Source organism: Rhizobium mongolense USDA 1844 (assembly GCF_000419765.1).
Classification (GTDB): Bacteria; Pseudomonadota; Alphaproteobacteria; order Rhizobiales; family Rhizobiaceae; genus Rhizobium; species Rhizobium mongolense.
Map to the genome: position 1 here is coordinate 109,770 of NZ_ATTQ01000004.1, position 21,132 is coordinate 130,901.

At 62.5% G+C, this 21,132-nt stretch carries 18 protein-coding genes and 1 pseudogene; 7 read left to right on the top strand and 12 right to left on the bottom strand.

What is annotated here, in order from left to right:
* Positions 1 to 15 precede the first annotated feature (15 nt).
* Together A3C3_RS0108470 and A3C3_RS0108475 are read right to left on the bottom strand one after the other, a co-directional pair.
* Positions 16 to 783 carry a DUF2076 domain-containing protein gene (locus tag A3C3_RS0108470; protein WP_022714174.1) on the bottom strand — a complete coding sequence of 256 codons (768 nt, stop codon included), beginning with the start codon at positions 781 to 783 and terminating at the stop codon, positions 16 to 18.
* Positions 784 to 888: 105 nt separating this feature from the next.
* The gene (locus A3C3_RS0108475; protein WP_028739498.1) at positions 889 to 1,599 is read right to left on the bottom strand and encodes a hypothetical protein; all 711 of its coding nucleotides are present in this window, start codon (positions 1,597 to 1,599) and stop codon (positions 889 to 891) included.
* Positions 1,600 to 1,761: 162 nt separating this feature from the next.
* Here A3C3_RS0108475 and A3C3_RS0108480 point away from each other — a divergent pair, with 162 nt between their 5' ends.
* From A3C3_RS0108480 to leuA, 3 genes are all read left to right on the top strand, one after another.
* On the top strand, positions 1,762 to 2,349 hold the full coding sequence (locus tag A3C3_RS0108480; protein WP_022714176.1) for an ATP-dependent Clp protease proteolytic subunit: 588 nt from the start codon (positions 1,762 to 1,764) through the stop codon (positions 2,347 to 2,349).
* A gap of 265 nt (positions 2,350 to 2,614) precedes the next feature.
* Positions 2,615 to 3,799 carry a benzoate/H(+) symporter BenE family transporter gene (locus A3C3_RS0108485; RefSeq protein ID WP_022714177.1) on the top strand — a complete coding sequence of 395 codons (1,185 nt, stop codon included), beginning with the start codon at positions 2,615 to 2,617 and terminating at the stop codon, positions 3,797 to 3,799.
* 325 nt (positions 3,800 to 4,124) lie between these two features.
* On the top strand, positions 4,125 to 5,837 hold the full coding sequence (gene leuA / locus A3C3_RS0108495; protein WP_022714179.1) for a 2-isopropylmalate synthase: 1,713 nt from the start codon (positions 4,125 to 4,127) through the stop codon (positions 5,835 to 5,837).
* Positions 5,838 to 5,880: 43 nt separating this feature from the next.
* Here the strand turns inward: leuA and A3C3_RS0108500 are convergent.
* Positions 5,881 to 6,364 (bottom strand): annotated as a pseudogene (locus A3C3_RS0108500) (winged helix-turn-helix transcriptional regulator); the annotation flags it as partial.
* A gap of 2 nt (positions 6,365 to 6,366) precedes the next feature.
* Here A3C3_RS0108500 and A3C3_RS0108505 point away from each other — a divergent pair.
* Positions 6,367 to 7,332, top strand: a complete 966-nt coding sequence (locus tag A3C3_RS0108505) for a quinone oxidoreductase family protein (protein WP_022714181.1) — start codon at positions 6,367 to 6,369, stop codon at positions 7,330 to 7,332.
* A gap of 3 nt (positions 7,333 to 7,335) precedes the next feature.
* Here A3C3_RS0108505 and A3C3_RS0108510 read toward each other — a convergent pair whose 3' ends face one another.
* The 4 genes from A3C3_RS0108510 to A3C3_RS0108525 form a co-directional block, all read right to left on the bottom strand.
* Entirely contained in the window at positions 7,336 to 8,181 is an 846-nt protein-coding gene (locus A3C3_RS0108510; protein ID WP_022714182.1) for an anti-sigma factor family protein, read from the bottom strand.
* A gap of 3 nt (positions 8,182 to 8,184) precedes the next feature.
* Complete coding sequence (locus A3C3_RS0108515) at positions 8,185 to 8,691, bottom strand: RNA polymerase sigma factor (protein ID WP_022714183.1); 507 nt, start codon at positions 8,689 to 8,691, stop codon at positions 8,185 to 8,187.
* A 167-nt stretch (positions 8,692 to 8,858) separates the two neighbouring features.
* A complete protein-coding gene (locus A3C3_RS0108520) occupies positions 8,859 to 9,419 on the bottom strand; it encodes a tetratricopeptide repeat protein (protein ID WP_022714184.1) in 561 nt (186 codons plus the stop codon).
* A gap of 145 nt (positions 9,420 to 9,564) precedes the next feature.
* Positions 9,565 to 10,473: a metallophosphoesterase family protein gene (locus A3C3_RS0108525; RefSeq protein WP_028739499.1), complete on the bottom strand. Its 909-nt coding sequence runs from the start codon at positions 10,471 to 10,473 to the stop codon at positions 9,565 to 9,567.
* A gap of 71 nt (positions 10,474 to 10,544) precedes the next feature.
* Between A3C3_RS0108525 and A3C3_RS0108530 the strand changes: the two genes are divergently transcribed.
* Complete coding sequence (locus A3C3_RS0108530) at positions 10,545 to 11,024, top strand: NUDIX domain-containing protein (RefSeq protein WP_022714186.1); 480 nt, start codon at positions 10,545 to 10,547, stop codon at positions 11,022 to 11,024.
* A gap of 3 nt (positions 11,025 to 11,027) precedes the next feature.
* Here the strand turns inward: A3C3_RS0108530 and A3C3_RS0108535 are convergent, their stop codons facing one another.
* Complete coding sequence (locus A3C3_RS0108535; RefSeq protein ID WP_022714187.1) at positions 11,028 to 12,017, bottom strand: glutathione S-transferase family protein; 990 nt, start codon at positions 12,015 to 12,017, stop codon at positions 11,028 to 11,030.
* 277 nt (positions 12,018 to 12,294) lie between these two features.
* Here A3C3_RS0108535 and A3C3_RS0108540 point away from each other — a divergent pair, with 277 nt between their 5' ends.
* Together A3C3_RS0108540 and A3C3_RS0108545 are read left to right on the top strand one after the other, a co-directional pair.
* Complete coding sequence (locus A3C3_RS0108540) at positions 12,295 to 12,795, top strand: GNAT family N-acetyltransferase (protein ID WP_022714188.1); 501 nt, start codon at positions 12,295 to 12,297, stop codon at positions 12,793 to 12,795.
* Between the two features lie 72 nt (positions 12,796 to 12,867).
* Positions 12,868 to 14,181, top strand: a complete 1,314-nt coding sequence (locus A3C3_RS0108545) for an MFS transporter (protein WP_022714189.1) — start codon at positions 12,868 to 12,870, stop codon at positions 14,179 to 14,181.
* Positions 14,182 to 14,188: 7 nt separating this feature from the next.
* Here the strand turns inward: A3C3_RS0108545 and A3C3_RS0108550 are convergent, their stop codons facing one another.
* The 4 genes from A3C3_RS0108550 to A3C3_RS0108565 are packed head-to-tail and all read right to left on the bottom strand — an operon-like array spanning position 14,189 to position 21,014.
* Entirely contained in the window at positions 14,189 to 16,258 is a 2,070-nt protein-coding gene (locus tag A3C3_RS0108550; RefSeq protein ID WP_022714190.1) for a membrane protein, read from the bottom strand.
* Position 16,259: 1 nt separating this feature from the next.
* The gene (locus tag A3C3_RS0108555) at positions 16,260 to 19,073 is read right to left on the bottom strand and encodes a DUF4159 domain-containing protein (protein ID WP_022714191.1); all 2,814 of its coding nucleotides are present in this window, start codon (positions 19,071 to 19,073) and stop codon (positions 16,260 to 16,262) included.
* Complete coding sequence (locus tag A3C3_RS0108560) at positions 19,070 to 19,990, bottom strand: DUF58 domain-containing protein (protein ID WP_022714192.1); 921 nt, start codon at positions 19,988 to 19,990, stop codon at positions 19,070 to 19,072. Before A3C3_RS0108560 ends, A3C3_RS0108555 begins: the two co-directional genes overlap by 4 nt.
* A gap of 13 nt (positions 19,991 to 20,003) precedes the next feature.
* Positions 20,004 to 21,014, bottom strand: coding sequence for an AAA family ATPase (locus A3C3_RS0108565; RefSeq protein ID WP_022714193.1), 1,011 nt, complete (start codon positions 21,012 to 21,014; stop codon positions 20,004 to 20,006).
* Positions 21,015 to 21,132 lie beyond the last annotated feature (118 nt).

The window sequence follows — 21,132 nt, forward strand, 5'->3', positions numbered from 1 at the left end:
GCTTAGGCCGATCGATCAGACATCGAAACTGTCGTCGCCAGACTGATCGTCAGCGACGTCGTCATCATTGTTGTCGTCGCTGCTGTAGTCGGCCTGCCGGATGTCATTGTTATTGTTGTCATCGGCAACCTGAGGGTTCTGATCGCCATAGTAGTTGTTGATGACGGTCTCCTCGGCGGGGGCGCCGGCATTGCCGGAAGGGTTGCTGCCGGAAAAGGGCGAGCCCCAGCCGAGCGACGACATATGAGTGCCGAAGATGCCGCTCAGCGAATTGGCAAGCAGCATGCCGCCCGCCACGCCGGCGGCGGTGCCGAGCGCGCCGCGAAGGAAGCTGCCGCCAGCAGAAGGCGCGCCGGGTTGCGGGTCCCACGGGCCGCTCGGCTGCTGCCGCATCGGGCGGACGGGATCGTCGTAACCGCGATCCTGATGGATGGTCTGACGCGGCGCATTGCCCCAGGGATCCGAGGTCGGTGCCGGTTGCTGCGCCTGGCCGGTGCCGAAGATCGAACTCAAAAAACCGCCACCCTGTTCGGCCTGGTGATGTTGGCTTTCGCCGGCCTCGAGCTGGCGGATGCGCTCTTCCAGTTCCTTGATGTGGTTGGCGGCCGCTTCAAGACCCTTTTCCTGAACGATGACGGCCTGCGCCAGATAATAGGTCGTATAGGGCTGCTCGCGCACGCCCTGATCGATGAAGGCCTCCGCTTCGCGGTCGCGCGGTGTCGCGGCGGCGGTGCGGATCCTGTCGAAGAGGCCGGCCAGCAATTGGCGTTCTTCCGGTGACATAGCTGTCTTCCTTGTGTCTTTCGTGCGGACATGGCCGCCTGAGGATGAGGTAGGAACCGATTTTGGCTTTTCAAAGCCGCGGCGCGTCACATTTCGGTAAGGCGGTCAGGACCGGACCCAGACGCGCAGCGGGCCGAGCGACGTAAAGCCGAGCTCCAGCGCATCACTCAAATCATCGCCGTGCTCGTAGCCGACGACCGGCATGCCGGGAAAGATCTCGGCCGCCTTCTGCAGCAGCCCGGCGCGGATGACGCGCTCCGTCTTTTTGATGGCAAAGACATTCGAGTGGCCGACCACATTCGACTGGCGGTTGAGAATGCCGCCGCCGCAGAGCGCTTCGCTCTCGAAGGCGGCAAGAAAGGCGATATCCGCATCGCGCAGCAGCGGTTCAGCGAAGAGCGGCGGGTCGCCGGCGCCCCAGGCTCTTTCCCAAAGCTCGAGGTCAACCGCCGTTGTGATCCGCTTCCATGTCAGGGGCTGCTCTTTCGGCGCATGAATCCCAACCGCCTCGATGCCGATCCAATCGGCCTCGAACAAGATTTCGAAACCGAAAGGAGTAAGGTTGAGCGCCGCGTAGCTGTCCTTGACGCCCCAGCCGCCTTTTCGCCAGCGGATCAGCACAGCTATCGCTTCCTCCTGCTCGCGCGCGCTATCAGCGCCCGTCAGCGTTATGACGTCCGGATAAAAGGGCGGCGTGCCCTGGCGGTGAAGCCAGAGGGTTGCGGAAAATTCGCCGGGCACGCCTTGCGCCTGACAGACGGCATTGCACCAGAGCGCATTGTTGCGGACAGCCGCGCGCAGCATTTCCGATGGCATTTTCTCCTCCGCTTTCAAGCGCTCCGGCAGAATGCGAGCATATCGCCGGTTTGTCATAAGAATATCTTCACCCGTTCCGTGGCTTGTCTTTTTCCCGCATTGTTTTACCCATTGAGTCGCACTATGTGCGAGGAACCCGATTTGGAAGTAAGAGAGGTTCGAATGAACGACGAAGAACAAGACGACGACAAGACGAAGGAGCTGCCGCTCGGCAAGGAAACGGAGGCGAATCTTTTCAAGTCGCGTTCGATCTTCATCTACGGGCCGATCAACCAGGAAATCGCCCAGAAGGTCTGCTCGCAGCTCGTGGCGCTTGCTGCAGCCAGCGACGAGGACATCCGTATCTATGTCAGTTCGCCTGGTGGTCACGTCGAATCCGGCGATTCGATCCATGACATGGTCAAATTCATCAAGCCCAAGGTCTGGATGATCGGCACCGGCTGGGTCGCCTCGGCCGGCGCGCTGATTTACGTCGCGGTACCGAAGGAGCGGCGTCTTTGCCTGCCGAACACGCGCTTCCTGCTGCACCAGCCGTCCGGCGGCACGCGCGGCATGGCCTCCGACATCGAGATCCAGGCACGCGAAATCATCAAGATGAACGAGCGTCTGAACAAGATCATGGCGACCGCCACTGGCCAGTCGATCGAGAAGATCGCCGCCGACACTGACCGCGACTACTGGCTTTCGGCTGAAGAAGCCAAGGCTTACGGCCTGGTTTCGCGAATCGTAACGTCGCAGAGCGAGATTTGATTTCACTTCGCCCCGGTGGGGAGAAGGCGGGCTGAAGGCTCGAATGAGGGGGCGGCGCGGCAAGCGTTGCCCCTTTTTTCTTGGTAGCAGCGAGTGTTTGCAACAAATCTCAAGGATCGATCGCCCCGCTACACCGGCTCCCACATCTCCCCTGACGAGCATCGTCTCCCTGAGGAGACGAGGGAACCATAAGGCGGGCATCTGGACTTGCGCGACTCCATTCGATGGGGCTCCATGGACCTTTTCCAGTCATCCGAGACCCGCCATGCTCAAAGACTTTTCCGTCCAGGCCCTGTTCATGGGCGTCCTCACAGCCTTTGTCGGCTTTGCCAGTTCCTTTGCCGTCGTGCTGCAAGGATTGCAGGCAGTGGGCGCGACGGACGGGCAGGCGGCTTCGGGGCTTATGGCGCTGTCGATCTCGATGGGCATCTGCGGCATCGTGCTGAGCGCGGTAACACGGCTTCCGGTCAGTATTGCCTGGTCGACGCCGGGTGCAGCACTTCTTGCGAGCACCGGGGCGATCGAGGGTGGGTTCAATGCCGCCGTCGGTGCCTTTCTGATCTGCGCGGTGCTGATCGTCGTCGCCGGCCTCTTCAAGCCGCTTGGCCGCGCGGTCGCTGCGATTCCGGCGCCGCTTGCCAATGCCATGCTTGCCGGCGTGCTGCTCGGCCTCTGCTTCGCCCCGGTGAAGGCGATCGCCTTCAATCCGCTGCTGGGGCTGCCCATCATTCTCGCCTGGATCGTCGTCGGCGCCTTCAGGCGGCTCTGGGCTGTGCCTGCCGCCCTCGGCGCCTTCGCGCTGGTGCTGACATTCGGCATCGACATTCCGCACGGGGCGCTGGCCTCGATCGGGCAGTTTCTGGTGCCGACAATCGAGATCGTCCGTCCGGTGTTCAATCTCGCGGGCCTCGTTTCGGTCGCGCTTCCGCTCTTCATCGTCACCATGGCATCGCAGAACATTCCGGGCATCGCGGTGCTGAAGGTCAATCTTTATGATCCGAAGCCGGGGCCGCTCTTTGCCGTCACCGGCTTCTTTTCGGTTCTTTGCGCGCCCTTCGGCGGCCATGCCGTCAATCTGGCGGCGATCACGGCGGCGATGTGTGCGGGGCAGGACGCGCATGCAGATCCGAAGCGACGCTATTGGGCGGCGCTGATCTCCGGCGCCGGCTATGTGGTGTTCGGCCTGCTTGCCGGTGCCGTGACAGCCTTTGTGGCTTTGGCGCCGCCGATCCTGATTCAGGCGGTCGCAGGGCTGGCCCTCGTCGGCGCCTTCTCCGGATCGGCGATGGCCGCCTTCCAGGCGCCGGAATCGCGCGAGGCTGCGGCGATCACCTTTCTGGTGACGGCATCCGGCGTTTCCTTCGCCGGCATTTCCGGAGCGTTCTGGGGGCTCGTCGCCGGCGGGCTGATGCTGGCACTGTCGCGTTTCGTGCAGGCGGCAAGAAAATAGGCGGGGGGTTGCCGTTTTTTTGTTCGGCAGCTATAAGTGCGGGCATGAATACCACTGGCGCAAAGATTTCCGACACCATTGTCCGCGGCCGCGTTGCCCTGCGTGACAACACGCGCGCCCTGACGTCGCTTCTTCTTCTCGGCCTTACTCGCGGTTGCCGGGTCCTTTGAGGAGCGCCCGGCGGCCGAAAGCCCGCTGGCCCTATCGCTCCTCGCGACGAATTTTCTGAATTCAAACATAGACCAACAAGGTCCGCATTTGCTGTCGCCAACCCCGCCATGATGGGCTAAGACGCGGGCAAATTGCCGGGACGAGGAAGAAGATAATGGACGCGACGACGCAAAATCCCGCAAAAGGCATGCAATCCGCAGGCGTGAAATACCGCCCGTACCCGCAGGTGAACATTCCCGACCGCACCTGGCCCACGAAGACGATCAGCAAGGCGCCGGTCTGGTGCTCTGTCGACCTTCGCGACGGCAATCAGGCGCTGGTGGACCCGATGGGCCATGACCGCAAGGCTCGCATGTTCCAGCTGCTGCTCGACATGGGCTTCAAGGAAATCGAAATCGGCTTTCCTTCCGCCTCGCAAACGGACTTCGACTTTGCGCGCTGGTGCATCGAGGAAGGAAATGTGGCGGACGACGTTTCGCTGCAGGTCCTGGTTCAGTGCCGCCCTGAGCTGATTACCCGTACCTTCGAGGCGCTGCAGGGTGCCAACAAGCCGATCGTGCATTTCTACAACTCGACGAGTGAGCTGCAGCGCCGCGTTGTTTTTGCCAAGGACGTGCCGGGTATCAAGCAGATCGCCGTCGATGCTGCGAAGATGATCACCGACATGGCGTCGAAAGCCGGCGGCTACCGCTTCGAATACTCGCCGGAAAGCTTCACCGGTACCGAGCTCGAAGTGGCGCTGGAAATCTGCAATGCCGTCATCGACGTGATGAAGCCGACGGCGGACAACAAGCTGATCATCAACCTGCCGTCCACCGTCGAGATGGCGACGCCGAACGTCTATGCCGACCAGATCGAATGGATGTGCCGCAATCTCGACAATCGCGAGAACCTGATCGTCTCGCTGCATCCGCACAACGACCGCGGCACCGGTATTGCGGCAGCTGAGCTTGGTCTTCTGGCAGGCGCCGACCGTGTCGAGGGCACGCTCTTCGGCAACGGCGAGCGCACGGGCAACGTCGATGTCGTGACGATGGCGCTCAACATGTTCACACAGGGCGTCGATCCGGAAATCGACTGCTCCCATATCGAGCGCATCAAGAGCGTCTTCGAATATTCGAACCAGATGAAGATCGGCGAGCGCCACCCTTATGTCGGCGAACTGGTCTATACAGCCTTTTCCGGCTCGCATCAGGATGCGATCAACAAGGGTATGAAGGCGATCAAGGTCGCCAACCATCCGGTGTGGGAAGTGCCCTATCTGCCGATCGACCCGCAGGATGTCGGCCGCTCCTACGAGGCGATCATCCGCATCAACTCGCAGTCCGGCAAGGGCGGCATCGCCTATATCCTGCAGCAGGACTACGGGCTCAATCTGCCGCGTAATCTCCAGGTCGAGTTCCGCGAGGACATCCAGCGCATCACCGACGAGGAAGGCAAGGAACTGCCGTCGCGCCGCATCTACGACCGCTTCATCGAGCGCTACGTGACGCAGCCCGAGGGCCGCATCAAGTTCGTCGATCATCACACCTTCGCCGATCCAGAGCGCAAGGGCGTGCGTGTCGTCGCCGCGGAGATTATCGACAATGGCGAGACGAAGCGTATCGAAGGCCGCGGCAACGGCCCCATCGACGGCTTCATCAACGCTCTCTCGCACTATCTCGGCATCGAGATGTCGGTCGAAGACTACTCCGAGCACTCCCTGCAGCACGGCTCGAATGCGGCGGCCATCTCCTACGTCGAGACCGCCTATCCCGGCGGCAAACTCTTCGGTGCCGGCATTAGCACCAATATCGTCGGCGCCTCGCTCGAAGCGATCGTCTCGGCGGCCAACCGCGTGCTGGATGTGAGAGCCGGGAAGAACTGATCGAGATTGCGCAGCCGGCGCCGCCGGCTGCGCGTTTCGCCCCTCAGGCGGCGAAAGATGCCTTGCGCGGGCGGACGATGCAGTCGGCAATGTCGGCGATTTCATTCTGCGCCTCGGCGTGGCGCTGGCCCCATTGGCAGAGCGCCAGCAGCACCGGCTCAAGCCCGAGCCCGAGCTCGGTTGCGGTATATTCGACGCGCGCGGGAACTTCGGCAAACACCTCGCGCCTTACCAGTCCATGTTCCTCCATTTCGCGTAGCTGCTGGATCAGCACCTTCTGCGTGATCTCCGGCATCATGCGTTTCAGCTCCGAGAGGCGCTTCGGGCCACAGAAAACGTAGTAGAGAATAACCGGTTTCCAGCGCCCGGCGATCACCTTTAGGGCGCGTTCGACCGGCAATTTGGGTAGTCTTTTGATGGGCTCAGCCATGGTCACTTCCTGGTGGGTATGGCACGAAAGAGTGTGTATTCCCGCCCCGGAGCTTACTGATAAAGCGCTGCTCACGCCATTCAAACGTGAGGTCTGCCCATGAAAGCCGTCCGCTACGACCATTTCGGTCCCCCTGAGGTTCTCAAGGTCGTCGCGCTACCGAAACCGGTGCCGCGCGAAGGGGAGGTGCTCGTTCGCGTCCGTACTGCAGGCGTCAATTACTTCGAAGTGCTGATGCGCGCCAACCGGTATGCGGTGACGCCGGAATTGCCGATGATCCCGGGTGTTGAAGTCGCGGGTGTTGTCGAGGCGGTAGGCGAGGGAGCTGATCCCGCTGCCATCGGTGCGCGCGTTGCCGTTCCGCTTTTCGTGCTCGGCCGCGGTGAGGGCTATGCGGAGTACGTCGCCGTGCCGCGTGCGTCGGTGATCTTGATCCCTGACGCAGTGTCCTTCGAGGCGGCGGTTGCGCTGATGGTGCAGGGGCTGACGGCGCTGCACATGGTGCGGCAGGTGCCGCCACGGGACAAAACCGTTCTTGTCCACGCGGCAGCCGGGGGCGTTGGCTCGCTGCTGGTGCAATTGGCGAAGCGTGAGGGCGCCGGATCGGTCATCGCGACGGCAAGCAGCGAGAAGAAGAGGTCGCTGGCCCGCACGCTCGGGGCGGATGCGGCGATCGACTATACATCCGAGGGCTGGCAGGAGACCCTCCGTGACAATGCGCCCGTCGATCTGATCTACGATACGATCGGTGGCGAGGTGACACGTGCCTCCCTTGCAGCGCTTGCTCCGGGCGGAGAGCTTGTCTTTGCTGCACTGGGCCGCTTTCGGCTTGAGGTTGCCGACCTGAATTCCATGTTCGAGAAAAACCAGACGCTCAAGGGATTTGCACTGCTGCCTCTGTTATCTGAAACGCTGGCGGACGATCTCTCCGCGCTGTTTTCGCTTGCCGTCTCCGGCGCGCTGTTCATCGCGGAAGGCGCGAGTTTTCCGCTCGACAAGGCTGCCGATGCGCATCGCGCCATCGAAAGCCGAGGCGTCAGCGGCAAGGTCGTGCTGGTCCCGTAAGGCTCAGATTGCGGTTGCGACTTCCATGGCGATCTGGCTGAGCGAGGCTTCGGCGGAAGGTCCGGCCAGAACGTAGGAGGTGCCGGCATTGTGCCAGGTGATCAGGCCGATTTCGTCCCTGATCGTTTCCTTGAAATCTTCGGACTCGGGCGGCTGGGCATCCTTGCGAAAGCAGATGGAGATGAGATCGCCGTCCGTGCTCGTATAGACCAGCTGGCCGACCGGCTTTCCGTCGCCAAGAAGCACGCGGGCGCCCTGGAAGGTCCAGCCGTCGGTAGACAAGTCAGGCACGCGGAAGGCGACGCCGACCGTGGACGTCAGCCAGTTGGAAATCTCCTCGGCCTGGGTAGAGGGTACCTCGACGATATGCCGCGGCTGGCGGATCATCAGGCGCTGGTAGGCGGTGATGTCGTTCAGCCAGTTCTTGCTGCTGGCATTGTCGTCCACGATCTGCGTCGTGCCATTGCCCGTGGGAGCGCCAGGGCTCGTGCCGGCGAGATAGCCGATGCCGCAGCCGACGATAAAAAGGATGATCGCTGCGGCCAGCGCCTGCGTGCCGCTCGGCGCGAGCTTCATCGACGGGCGGGTGGTTCGCGGCGCGATCGGCGCCTTGGGCGGCTGGACGCTCTTGATCGAGCGCACGAGCGCCAGCGGAACCGGCTCCTTAAGGATATCGTCCAGACGGCGGCGGCCGAAATCGGTGCCGTGTCGCAGCTTGTCGTAGAGCCGGCGCGCACCTTCGTCGGTGGCGAGGCGCTGCTCCAGCTCGTGCTTCTGTTCCGGCGTCGTTTCGCCGTCGAGAAGGGCAGTCAGCTGGGCATCAAGCGATAGTTTTTTGAAATCGGGCAAAGTTCAGTACCTGTGAGGATGGTCGTCGGCGTGGCTTGCGAAGTGCAGCCGCGCCGCGGCAAGCTGCGCGGGCACGCTGCCGGCCGATATGCCCATGATGTCGGCGGTCTGCTGATAGGTATGTCCTTCGACAGCGACGAGCAGGAAGACGCTCGAAATGCCTTCGGGCATTTCGGCGAGCATGCGGTGTATGGCATCGGTATCGGCGACGGCTGCGCGATCGCGCGCCGCGTCGCGGATATCCGTGACGTTGCTCTTGGAAGCCGGTCGCGCCTTGCGTCTGCGGCCATCGTCGCTCCACTGTTGGCGGGCGAGCGTGTAAATCCAGCTTTCGAGTCGGCCTTCGCCGCTCCACTGGTGGCTCTTCGCCACCGCACGCTGACAGACCGCCTGCACCAGATCGTCGGCAGCCGCCGCATCGCCGGCAAGCGTCATCGCGAAGCGCCGCAGCCGCGGGAGCAGGCCCACCAGGTCGCGTCGGATATCGATGGTCGTTACAGGCTGACGCATAGTCTCATTTCGTGAATGTGTTCGGGCGAAGCACCCGATGTGGGCAAAGCTTTTATATCGTGGAAGTGACCTTTATGGAACAATTTTGCACTGCCGCGCAAGAAGAAGACGGCGCGGTCGAAGAATTCCCCAAGGTTTCTTTCTTGGTCGACGGAGCAGGACCCGTTTCAATAGGTCCGGTAGCCGTTCAGGCTCTGCAATAGCGCCCGATAAGCCCAGGTGTTTTCGCCGCCGCGGTCGCGAATTTCGACGAGCTGGACGCGGGCGCCCTGGAGGTCACCTTCTTCGGCCAAGGCCTGGCCCATGTATGATCGTGCGAGGATATAATTTTCGTCCGCTTGCAGCGCCTTGCGGTAATAGGACATTCCGAGTTCCCTCCGGCCCGCCTTGCGGTTTGCATAGCCGAGATAGTTGAGGATGCGCGGATCGTTCTTGTTCCTGGCGAGGTTCAAGACGGTGATGGCATTTTCATATTGGCCGGCATAGGCGAATTCGCGCGCTGCCTCGTAGAGGTCGTCGTCGTTAAAGCCGCTCTTCTTCGGCGCGACGCATTCCTTCCTCTTCTTGTCCCACACCTTGCCGTCGGCGCATTTGGTCGTGGTTTGGGTCTTCGGAGGCGGGCTTGTCTCGTCGCTTTCGTCACCGACGGCGAAGGCCGGTGCCGAGAGACCGGCCGCAAGGCCGAAGGCGAAGGTGAGACGGCAGATGCGGTTTGCTGCGGCGCGCATGGCTTGCTCCCTGATCGGCGGCGGTTGCGGCCGGATTGTACAGTGGGATTTGGAAATACCAAGGGCTTAGGCATCGCCCGGCGGAAAATCGCAGAAGCTTCAGAAAATGATTCAAAAGGCGGCGAAAAAGATTCCGCTTTTCCGTCTAAAGCTTGAAAATATCGATACTTTCCGACGAAACGCCATCGCCCATGTCGTTCAAACTGAAGCGTTCGCCCCTCAGTTCCCAGGCGCCGGGCGAACCGTCGATGCTGAAGAGATTATAGGCGGCACGGGGCTTCAAGCCACCCGGTCCCTGCGAGGCGGAAGCAATGCCGACCACAGGCACGGGACCGGTCTGGCCGCGCAGCCAGTGGAGCGTATTGAGATGCGTATGGCCGTGGAGCACGAGTTCTGCTCCACCGGTCGAGACGACGGCGGCAAAGCGGCGGATGCCGATCATCCGCTTGTAGAAAGCGGTCGCGCCGCGGATCGGCGGGTGGTGGATCATGACGACGCGAAAGAGGCCGGCTTCACCGGCCGCGCGGAGCATGTTGACGGTCTCGCGTGCCTGCCGCTGGCTAAAGAAGCCGCTGGCGGCAAATGGTGGCGTGGCGACGGCCGTCGAGCAGCCGACGAGCGCGACTTTGCCGCGGACGCGGAGATAGGGAAAGATGTGCTTGTCTTCCTCCCATTCGGCTGGGGCGAGGTCGCCGCGTACATAGTCGTACCAGGCGCGCATGGATTTCTCGTAGGCGCCGGGCACATAGGCGTCGTGATTGCCTGGAACCACGGAGGTTTCGGCCGGTTCTCCGAGTGCGCGAAGCCAGGCGGCGGCAGAGCGGATCTCAATGCCGCTTGCGAGATTCACCAAGTCGCCGGTCACGGCCAGGTGGTCCGCATGGCGCGCACGGATATCCTCCAGGAGCAGATCCAGCGTGCCGCCGAAAAGATGCTTGCGCCTGTGGCGGTGCCAGTTCACAAAGCCGGTTATGCGCTTCGAGAAAAGCTCGCGGAATGAAAGATTGGGAAGTGGGCCGAGGTGGATATCCGAGATATGCGCGAGCTTGAACATGCTACGAGACATAGACCAGGATATTTACAAATCAAACACATCCGATTGAACGAAATAGTGAAAACAGAACCATGACGACCAAGGAAATCAGGCCCTGGCAATCAAAGTTGCTGATGCGGATCGTGCATGGCTATTTCGCGCTCGCGCGGGGCATGACCATGGGTGTGCGGGCGGCCTGTTTCGATTCGTCCGGGCGGATTTTTCTGGTCCGCCACAGCTACATTCCCGGCTGGCATATGCCTGGCGGCGGGCTGGAGCGCAACGAGACGGCAGAGGAAGCGCTGATCAAGGAACTGCGCGAGGAAGGCAACCTCAGGATTATCGGCAAACCGCAGCTCTTCCATGTCTATTTCAACGCATCGGCGAGCCGGCGCGATCATGTGGTCTTTTACCGCGCCGAGGTCGAGCAGACGGCGCCGCGCAAGCCGGATCGCGAAATTGTCGAATGCGGCTTCTTCGCGCTCGACGGTCTGCCGGACGGCACGACTGAAGCGACGAGGCGCAGGCTGAGGGAGTTGAGCGGCGAAGAGCCCGCCGCGCACTTCTGGTAGGATTCACGCGGCATCGGCAAGCTTGGCGCGGCCGTGCAGCCGGTCGAGATCGAGAGCCGGGCCAGCCGGGACCAGGCCCGTCGGATTGATCGTCCTGTGGCTGCGGTAATAGTGCTCCTTGATGTGGCGCAGGTTCACCGTCTCCTTGACGCCCGGCGTCTGGTAAAGATCGCGCAGGTAGCCCGAGAGGTTGTTGTAGTCTTCAATGCGGCGGATGTTGCACTTGAAGTGGCCGACATAGACCGCATCGAAGCGCGCCAGCGTCGTGAACAGCCGCCAGTCGGCTTCCGTCAGCCGGTCGCCGAAGAGATAGCGGCTTTTGCCGAGACGCTCGTCCAGCATGTCCAGCGTTTCGAAAATCTTCACGACATTCTCTTCGTAGGCTTCCTGCGTCGTTGCAAAGCCGGCCTTGTAGACGCCATTGTTGACGGTGTCGTAGACGATCGCATTCAGCGCATCGATATCGGCGTGGAGATGGGCGGGATAAAAATCCGTCTTCGAATCGGTCAGGCCGTCGAAGGCGCTGTTGAACATGCGGATGATCTCGGCGGATTCATTGTTGACGATCGTGCCGGTCTTCTTGTCCCAGAGCACGGGAACGGTGACGCGGCCGGAATAGTGCGGATCGGCTTTCACGTAGATCTCGAAGAGGGTCCTTGCACCGTAAAGGTGATCGCCAGTCGCGCCGTCGCCGACTTTGAATTCCCAGCCGTTCTCGGCCATCAGCGGATCGACGACGGACACGGAGATGATGTCATCGAGCTTCTTCAGTTTGCGGAAAATGAGCGTGCGGTGTGCCCAGGGGCAGGCGAGTGAGACATAGAGATGATAGCGGTCAGCCTCGGCCTTGAAGCCGCCGGTGCCCGTCGGTCCTGCCTCTCCAGTGGCCGTGATCCAGTTGCGGAACTGAGAGGCCGCGCGCTTGAAGTGACCCTTCGTTTCCTTCGTATCGTACCAGACGTCCTGCCAGACGCCGTCGACCAGCATGCCCATTGTTCTCTTCCTTCAAATTCGCCGTTGGCGGAAACATATTGCACGCGGCCGATCTTTGCAGGGGTGAAAAGACTGAACAATGCGTCACAAATGTTTTTTCGGTGGCGTCACTTTGCGTTGGACGAGGGAAATTTTTCCTGCTATCGGCCTCTTCACATTTTCTCAGGAACCCGATTTGATTTACGCATCCAGAAATCTGCGACGACGCTGATGTTCCCGAACGCCTAAGCGCGTGCTCGAAAACCATCACTTCCGTCTATCCGGTTTCTGTCTCATCATGCACAAGCACGATCTGGTCTACCTCACTGAGGATGCGTCTCACGACGCGGCTATCGAACACATCAACGAAGAAGCATTCGGCCCTGGCCGGCACACGCGCGCCGCTGCCCGCATCCGCGAGCAGGGGCCGCACGATTTGTCGCTCTCCTTCATCTGTACCGATGACGGTGAAACGATCGCCTCGGTCAGGATGACGCCGGTCATGGCGGGCGATGTTAAAGGGCACCTGCTCGGACCGCTCGCCGTCCGGCCATCGCACAAGAATATGGGCATCGGCCGCGAACTCGTGCGAATCGCGGTGGAGGCGGCAAGGCGCAACGGCTCCGAGGCCGTCATCCTTGTCGGCGATCCGCCGTATTATTGCCCGCTCGGCTTCGAGAAGGTTGCCTACAACGCGCTCGCCTTTCCAGGGCCAGTCGATCCCGCCCGTGTTCTGGTCGTTCCGATTGCCGAAGATGCGCATCAGCGTCTCAAGGGTATAATCGGCTGGCGTGCATAGGTCATATGTTCTATCGCTGATTTTCCCTGACCTCACTTTGCGCGAGGTTTCGGCAGCTTGGTGGAGGGCGGCATGAGCGGAATTTCGATGGACGAGGCGCTGGATCGCGCCGGGACGGGCGCATTTCAGCGGCGGCTGATGGCGATTTTCGGGCTTGTCTGGGCGGCCGACGCCATGCAGGTGCTAGCCGTCGGCTTCACGGCAGCTTCGATCGCCGCCACGTTCCAGCTGACGGTCCCGCAGGCACTGCAGACCGGAACGCTTTTCTTCCTCGGCATGCTGATCGGCGCCGTCGTCTTCGGCCGCCTCGCCGACAGGGTGGGCCGGCGCTCCGTGCTGATCCTGACGGTCGCCTGTGATGCCATGTTCGGTACGCTTTCGATCTTCGCTCCGGATTTCACCAGCCTGCTCGTTCTGCGCTTCTTAACGGGGATGGCCGTTGGCGGCACGTTGCCGGTCGACTATGCGATGATGGCGGAATTTCTGCCCGCAAAGAACCGAGGCCGTTGGCTCGTCGTGCTTGAGGGGTTCTGGGCGGTCGGCACGTTGATCGTTGCGCTTGCCGCATGGGCCGCAAGCGTCGCCGGCGTTGCCGATGCGTGGCGCTACATCTTTGCCGTGACGGCGCTGCCCGCCATCTTCGGCATCGGGCTTCGCTTCTTCGTGCCGGAATCGCCGCTCTATCTGGTGCGAACAGGCCGTGCCGAAGACGCCAAGGCAATCGTCAACCGTATGCTGAAACGCAATGGCAGGCCGGAGCTTGCCGCCGCCGATCAGCTTGTGCCGGCCCCGCATGCGCCTTCAGAGGGCATCTTCTCCGCCTCGCTTCGCCGCCGCAGTCTGATGATCCTGGCGATATGGTTTCTCGTTTCGGTCTCCTATTACGGCGTGTTCACCTGGATGCCTGCAAGGCTTGCCGGCGAGGGCTTCGGTTTCGTGCGCGGCTATGGCTTTCTCGTCTTCGTGGCGCTCGCCCAGATACCGGGCTACGCGCTCGCGGCCTACGGTGTCGAGAAATGGGGGCGGCGGCCAACGCTGATCGGCTTCTGCCTGCTTTCGGCGGCGGGATGCCTGCTCTTCGTACTTTCGCCGGACGACGTGCTGATCGGCGCATCGCTGCTGGTCATGAGCTTCGCGCTGCTCGGCACTTGGGGCGCGCTTTACGCCTATACGCCCGAGCTCTACCCGACGGCATCGCGCGCCACCGGAATGGGGACCGCAGGCGCCATGGCTCGGCTCGGCGGGCTTGCCGCACCGTCGCTGATGGCATTCGTCGTGTCGCTGGGTCTCGGCGTCGCCATCGGGCTATTTGCAGCGCTGCTGGTGGTGGCTGCCATCGCCGCGCTTGCGATCGATGCAGAGACGCGGCGGGTCTCGCTCGCATAAGCGAGACTCATCGTCCTTCACGCCACCACATGGCCCCGAAGGCGAGCAGCAGCACGCCGACACCGGCAAAACCGGCAAAGAGCGGCAGGGTATTGATCCCCTTCAGCACGGTCTCGTTCGTCAACTTGATCTGCATGCGGTCATTGTCGGCGACGCGAATCTGGCCGCGAACCGGAAGGATCGGCGGGACTTCGATCGCTCCATTGTTATCTGAAACGCGGGTGACAAGGCCGCGTGTCTTGCCGGAAATCGGCTTCAGCACGTCCGTCGTCGAAATCATCGCCTTGAATTCGGGCGCATCGACGGCGCCCACATGAACGAGCGTCGTCAGGTTGCCGTTGCGGATTTCGAAGAGGCCGATCTCGTCCATCTTCTTCTCGGCCTTGAAGAGACCGGGTTCGGACTGGTTCAGCGGCAGATTTTCCGTCTTGCCTGATGGATATCGGACTGTGGCCTCGCCTGGATTGTCGCCGATCGTCTGGCGGGTTACCTCCAGTGTGCGGCCGGAGGCGCGCGCCGTCAGCGCTTCTTCCTCGAGCGCCGGTTCCTTCATCAGCCAATGGGCGATGCGGCGGTAGAGCGAGACGTGCGGGCCGCCGCCCTCAAAGCCGCGGGCCCACAACCAGCCCTGGTCGGAGAGCAGCATGGCGACGCGCCCCTGGCCGGCACGGTTTAAAAGCAGCAGCGGATGATTGTCTGCACCAACCATGACCGTCTGGCCATGCGGAGACGCGACATCGACGCTGCGGAACCAGCGGCCCCAATGCGGCGGCTCGTCGGCGGAGCCGTCGAGGCCGCGGGTGACGGGATGCTTGCGGCCCTCCTCGGAAAGGCGGGGATAGAAGGCCTTGTCGATCATCTGGCCGGTCGGCTCGGCAGGGAGAACGGCCGAAAGCGGCGTCAATGCAATCGAATCCTGGCCGGCATGCTCGGGACCCGCGGCGATGAGCAGCGCACCGCCGTTTTCGACATATTGTGCAATGTAGTCATAGTAGAGGATCGGCAGCACGCCGCGATGCTGGTAGCGGTCGAAGATGATCAGGTCGAAGTCTTTGATCTTGTCGACGAACAGTTCGCGTGTCGGAAAGGCGATCAGCGAAAGCTCGTTGATCGGCGTGCCGTCCTGCTTTTCAGGCGGGCGCAGAATGGTGAAATGGACGAGATCGACCGAGGCGTCGGACTTCAGGAGATTGCGCCAGGCGCGCTCGCCGGCATGCGGCTCGCCGGAGACCAAAAGCACGCGCAGGTTTTCGCGGATGCCATCGATGACATGAACGGCGCGGTTGTTTGCCTCCGTCACTTCGCCAGGCAGTCCGGCCACCGAGAATTCCAGCACGTTGCTGCCGCCGCGGGGAACCTTAAAGGAAAACGGCGTATCCTGCCCCGGTGTCGCCTGGAGCGCGGCGATCACGTCGCCGTTCAGCTTCACAGTGACATCGGCCGTGCTGCCCGGGCTCGGGCCGTCATCGAAGACGCGCAGGACCAGTTGCTGCTCTTCATTGACGATGCCGAAGCGCGGCGCCTTGATCACCTCGATACGGCGGTCAAATTCGTTGGCCTTGCCGGTGATCAGGCCATGGACCGGCGCGTCAAAGCCGAGCGCCTGATTGACGCCCGGCGCATCATGCACTTCGCCATCCGTCAGCATGATCGCGCCGCCGATGCGCGCTGGAGGTACGTCTGCAACGGCGGCCGAAAGGGCGGAAAAGAGGCGTGTGGACGGCGTATCGGAATTTTCCGGCTCGGTCGCATCGACATAGCGCGGTTCAATATTCGGGAAACGCGAGAGGCGATCCTTCAACTGCGCCAGCGCCTCGTCGGTCATCTTGATACGTTCCGGCGTCTGCTGGCTCTGGCTCCGATCGACGATGACGGGAACGACCGTCGAAAGCTGCTCGCGATCTTCCTGCATGAGCAGCGGATTTGCGAGCGCTGCCAGCAATGCGAGGGCGGCGAGCGTGCGGATCCAGGCGCCGCGGATGCCGCGCCAGATGGCGAAGACCGCGACAACCGCGACGACGGCCGCGAGCGCTGCAAGAACCGGCCAGGGAATAAAGGGCGAAAAATCAACCGTCATGTCATTGCCCCAGCCGTTCGAGGAGCGCGGGGATGTGGACCTGATCGGTCTTGTAGTTGCCCGTCAGCATATACATCATGATGTTGACGCCGGCGCGATAAGAGTATTCACGCTGCATCTCATCCGGCGGAACGGTCGGCAGCATCGGTGCGCCGTTCTGATCGACCGCCCAGGCCCCGGCTAAGTCGTTGCCGGTGATCAGGATCGGCGAAACACCGTCGGCCGAGGCCGTCGATTTGGTGTCCGATGCGCGATTGTCCTGCCTCGACTCGATCCAGAGCGGACTTCCGGAATAGCGGCCCGGGAAGCTGGAGAGCAGGTAGAAGGACTTCGTCAGAACGTGGTCCGAAGGAACCGGCTCCAGCGGGGGGATGTCGAGATTGGCGAGGATCTGCTGCAGGCGCTCGCCGTTGGCACTTGAGGCACCGCCATTGTTATCCAGTGAGGAGAACTGGTCGCGCGTATCGAAAAGCACGGTGCCGCCGGCGCGCATATAGGCGTCGATGCGGTTGATCGCGGCCGTCGACGGCATCGGCGCGGAGGCGGAAACCGGCCAGTAAATGATAGGATAGAAGGACAGCTCGTCCTTCGTAAGATCAAGGCCGACGGGCGGCGCCGGCTCCAGTGTCGTGCGGAAGGTCAGGAACTCGGTCAGGCCTTCAAGGCCGTGCTCGGAAATATTGTCGACATCCTGCTCGCCGGTGACGACATAGGCGAGGTGGGTATTGTCCAATCGCTGGAATATCTGGTCGTCGCCGGGCTTGGAATCGTCGGCGCGCAATTGCGAGGGTTGCAGGAAGAAGGTCGTGCTGACGGCAACTGCGATGATTGCCGCGGGCCGGGCCGCCGAACGCAGCCGGGAGAAGGCGCCGCCCATGAACATCACGACGAGGCTGTCTGCCAGGAGCAGCAGGAAGGCGATAAGGAAGAGAGCGGGCTTGGCGGACCAGGTTTCACCGCCGATCAGGCCTTCGCGCAGGACATTGATGCCGGCGGTGTCGAGCGGCGTCAGCTCGGCGTTATTCGGCAATACATTCAATGCGGTAAAGCCGTCTTCCGAACCATAGAGTCCAGGCGGATTGTCGAAATTGGAAACGGGCTCGGTCTTTGCGTTGGGGATCAACGGCCGTGCCGTGCCGGTCTCTGTCGTGAGAACGCCCTTCGCCGTCAGCAGGCGGAAGGGCGGCAGGGCTTCAGCAGTCGTTGCAGCACCGGCTTCGGAGGTGACGCCCCCCGAGCGGGAGAGCTGAACGATGCGACGCAGCATCTCGACGAAATTGCCGGAGATCGGCAGGTTGGACCAGGTTGCCTCGGCGCTGACATGGAAGAGCACGATACGGCCTGCGTTGATCGGCTTGGTCGTTACCAGCGGCGTGCCGTCGGCAAGGCTTGCCCAGGTTCGCTCGGCAAGATCGGGCGTCGGCTCGGCCAGAACCTGGCGCTTGACGGTCACGTCGGTCGGCTTGGCCATGCCAGCGAAAGGACCGAAATTCGGAAAATCCGCCAGCGGCTGCGGCTCGGCCCACGAGAGCGCACCGCCAAGCGCACGCTCGCCCTGGCGCAACGTCACCGGCACCAGCGGATCGTCCGCTGGGGCGGCGGCAAGGCGCGGCCCAGCGAAGCGGATCAGCGTGCCGCCATTGGCGATCCAGCGCTGCATCGGCTCATAGGTTTCCTGCGGCAGCCGGCCGATATCGGCCATGATGATAACCGACGGATTCTGCGACAGCAGATCAGGGATGGAGGCAGCGAGATCCGGCGTGTTCGGCTGAATCAGATCGGCATAAGGCTGCAGTGCGCGCTGGATGTAATAAAGAGGCGATAGCAGCGGCTGGAATTCATCACCCGCTTCGCCGGAAAGCAGCACGACGCGTCGGCGCTTGAAGCCATCGTCGAGCAGATGGACCGACCCTGCCGTCGCAAGATTGTCGATGCTGACGCGGGCGAAATCGTTGCGCATCTCGAAGGGGGCAGGGATCGAGCCGGAGGCGACCGACTGTCCGGGCTGGAAATCCACCGTGCCTGCGGCAATCGCACGGCCCTGCGCATCCTGCGCCGTCAGCGGCAGCGAGGCGGCGCCCGCGCTGTCGAGGCGCGTCGCGGTTACGCTCATGGCGTCGGCGGCATTCGTGGCACCGGTGATCGCGATCGTCCGTGTGGTGTCGCCTTCGATGAGACGGAGCTCGGCAGGCTTCAGATCGGCGAGCTGGCGCACGGTCGCATCGTTTACCTTGGCGGCAGCGCCGTCGGAAAGGAAGGCGAGCGTACCGGGTTTTGTGCCGTTGAGGGCGGCGCGCAATGCCTCGAAGGCGCGTTCGCGATCCGGAACGAGCGGCTGCGGTTCTGCGGCGCGCAGCATGTCGCGGGCCGCCGTCGTGGTGCCCGGCACAGCATTGTTGGTGGGATCGGCGGTAAAGGCCACCGCGACGGGGGCGCCTGCGGATTCGGCGTCGTCGATCAGCGCTTCGGCGGTCTGCACGCGGCGTTGCCAATCCGGCGCCGTCGCCCAGCCATTGTCGACGAAAAGAACGAGCGGACCGCCTGCGGCGAGCGAATTGGTGCGCGGATTGAAAACCGGATCGGCGATCGCAAGGATCACGGCAGCGGCGAGCAGCATTCGAAGCAGCGTCAACCACCAGGGGCTCTGAGCGGGCGTTTCCTCGCGCTTCAGTACGGTGGCCAGTATCTTCAGCGGCGGGAAGACTTCGGATTTCGGGCGCGGCGGCGTCAGCCGCAGCAGCCACCAGATGACCGGCAGTGCGACGAGCGCGCCGAGGATTGCAGGATAGGCGAAAGCAAAGGGAAGGGTGCTCATAACAGCCCCCCATGTGTCGCCTTGGCCGGCATCCCGGACAGATACATATGCACCGCAACCAGCGCTTCGGATGCCAGGTGATCGGTGCGATGGGTAACGAACGTCCAGCCAAGATGTCGAAGCGATTGGCCGAGACCGTCGCGGCGAGCCAGATAGGCGCGACTATAGGCTTCGCGGATGTTTTCCGCGCGGCCGGACACGAGTTTCGAGCCGGTTTCCGGATCGGTGAATTCGGTACGGCCGGTATAGGGGAAAAGCTCTTCGGCGGGATCGGCGATCTCGATCACGTGGCCGCGAAGACCGCGACGGGCAAGCGGTGTGAGGCGGGCCATGATCGCTGGCGCATCGTCCAGGAAATCGCCGATGAGCACGAGGTCGCTCCAGCCGCGGATCATGGCAATGTCCGGCAGCCCGCCCGGTAGCGGCGCATGCATGAGCGCGGTTGCAAGCCGCTCGGCGGCGTTGCGGGCGGCGACCGGTTCCATGACGCCCGGACAACCGATGCGTTCGCCGGAGCGCGCAAGGATTTCAGCGAGCGCCAGCATGATGACGAGCGCGCGGCTTTCCTTCGAAACACTGCCGAAGGTCGACTTGTACATCATCGAGGGCGACATGTCGGCCCACAGCCAGATGGTATGGGCGGCTTCCCATTCGCGCTCGCGAACATAGGTATGGTCGTCGCGGGCGGAGCGACGCCAGTCGATGCGCGATAGGCTTTCCCCCTCGGTATAGGGGCGGAACTGCCAGAAATTCTCGCCGATTCCGCGCTTGCGGCGCCCATGCCAGCCGGCAATCACGGTGTTGGCGATGCGCTTGGCTTCGACGAGGCAGTCCGGCACCAGAGAGGCCCGCTGTCTTGCGCGGGCGAGGGCATCGCTGCCAGGGGTCGGATTGACGATCTGTCCGATAGATGCCACGCGTCCGGCTTCCTTATCCTTTGGCCTGCTTGACGAGGCCGGCGATGACATCGCGGACCGACATGCCCTCGGCACGTGCAGCGAAGGTAAGCGCCATGCGGTGTTCGAGAACGGGTTCGGCAAGCGCATGGATATCGTCGAGCGACGGGGCCAGACGGCCTTCATAAAGCGCGCGGGCGCGGGCGCAGAGCATCATCGCCTGGCCGGCGCGCGGACCCGGGCCCCAGGCCACATTCTTGTCGGTCGCAGCGTTGCCCTGGCCGGGGCGGGCGGAGCGCACAAGATCGAGGATCGCATCGACGACCTTGTCGCTCACCGGCATCTGGCGGATGAGCTTCTGGATTTCCATCAGCCGCCCGGCATCGAGGACGGCTTGCGGCTTCGTTTCGCTGATGCCGGTCGTTTCGAGCAGGATCTGGCGTTCGGCGGCAAGCTCCGGATAATGTACGTCCACCTGCAGCAGGAAGCGGTCGAGCTGAGCTTCCGGCAGCGGGTAGGTGCCTTCCTGTTCCAGCGGGTTCTGGGTGGCGAGAACGTGGAAAGGCGTCGGCAGGTCGTAGCGCTGGCCGGCGATCGTGACGTGATATTCCTGCATCGATTGCAGCAGAGCCGACTGCGTGCGCGGGGAGGCGCGGTTGATCTCATCCGCCATCAGCAGTTGGGCGAACACCGGGCCCTTGACGAAGCGGAAGGAGCGGCGGCCGTTCTCGTCCTGGTCCATCACTTCGGAGCCGAGGATGTCCGACGGCATCAGGTCCGGCGTGAACTGGATGCGGTTCGCACCGAGGCCGAGCACTTCGCCGAGCGTGGTCACCAGCTTGGTCTTTGCAAGGCCGGGCACGCCGACCAGAAGTGCATGGCCGCCTGAAAGAACAGCGAGCAGGGTGTTTTCGACGACGCTTTCCTGGCCAAAGATCACCTTCGAGACTTCTTCGCGCACAAGGGCGATATCGGCGAGCGCCTTTTCTGCGGCAGCGATGATTTCCTTCTCCCCGAGGCTGTCTTCGGTCTTCATCATACCCATCAAGTATCTCCAACGGCTGAATCATTCGTCGCGAATCGGCGGACTTACGCCTCTGGCTCGTACCCTATAGAGTTATGGATATGTTGCGGGCTGACAAGTTCGTTCCAAATGACTATCT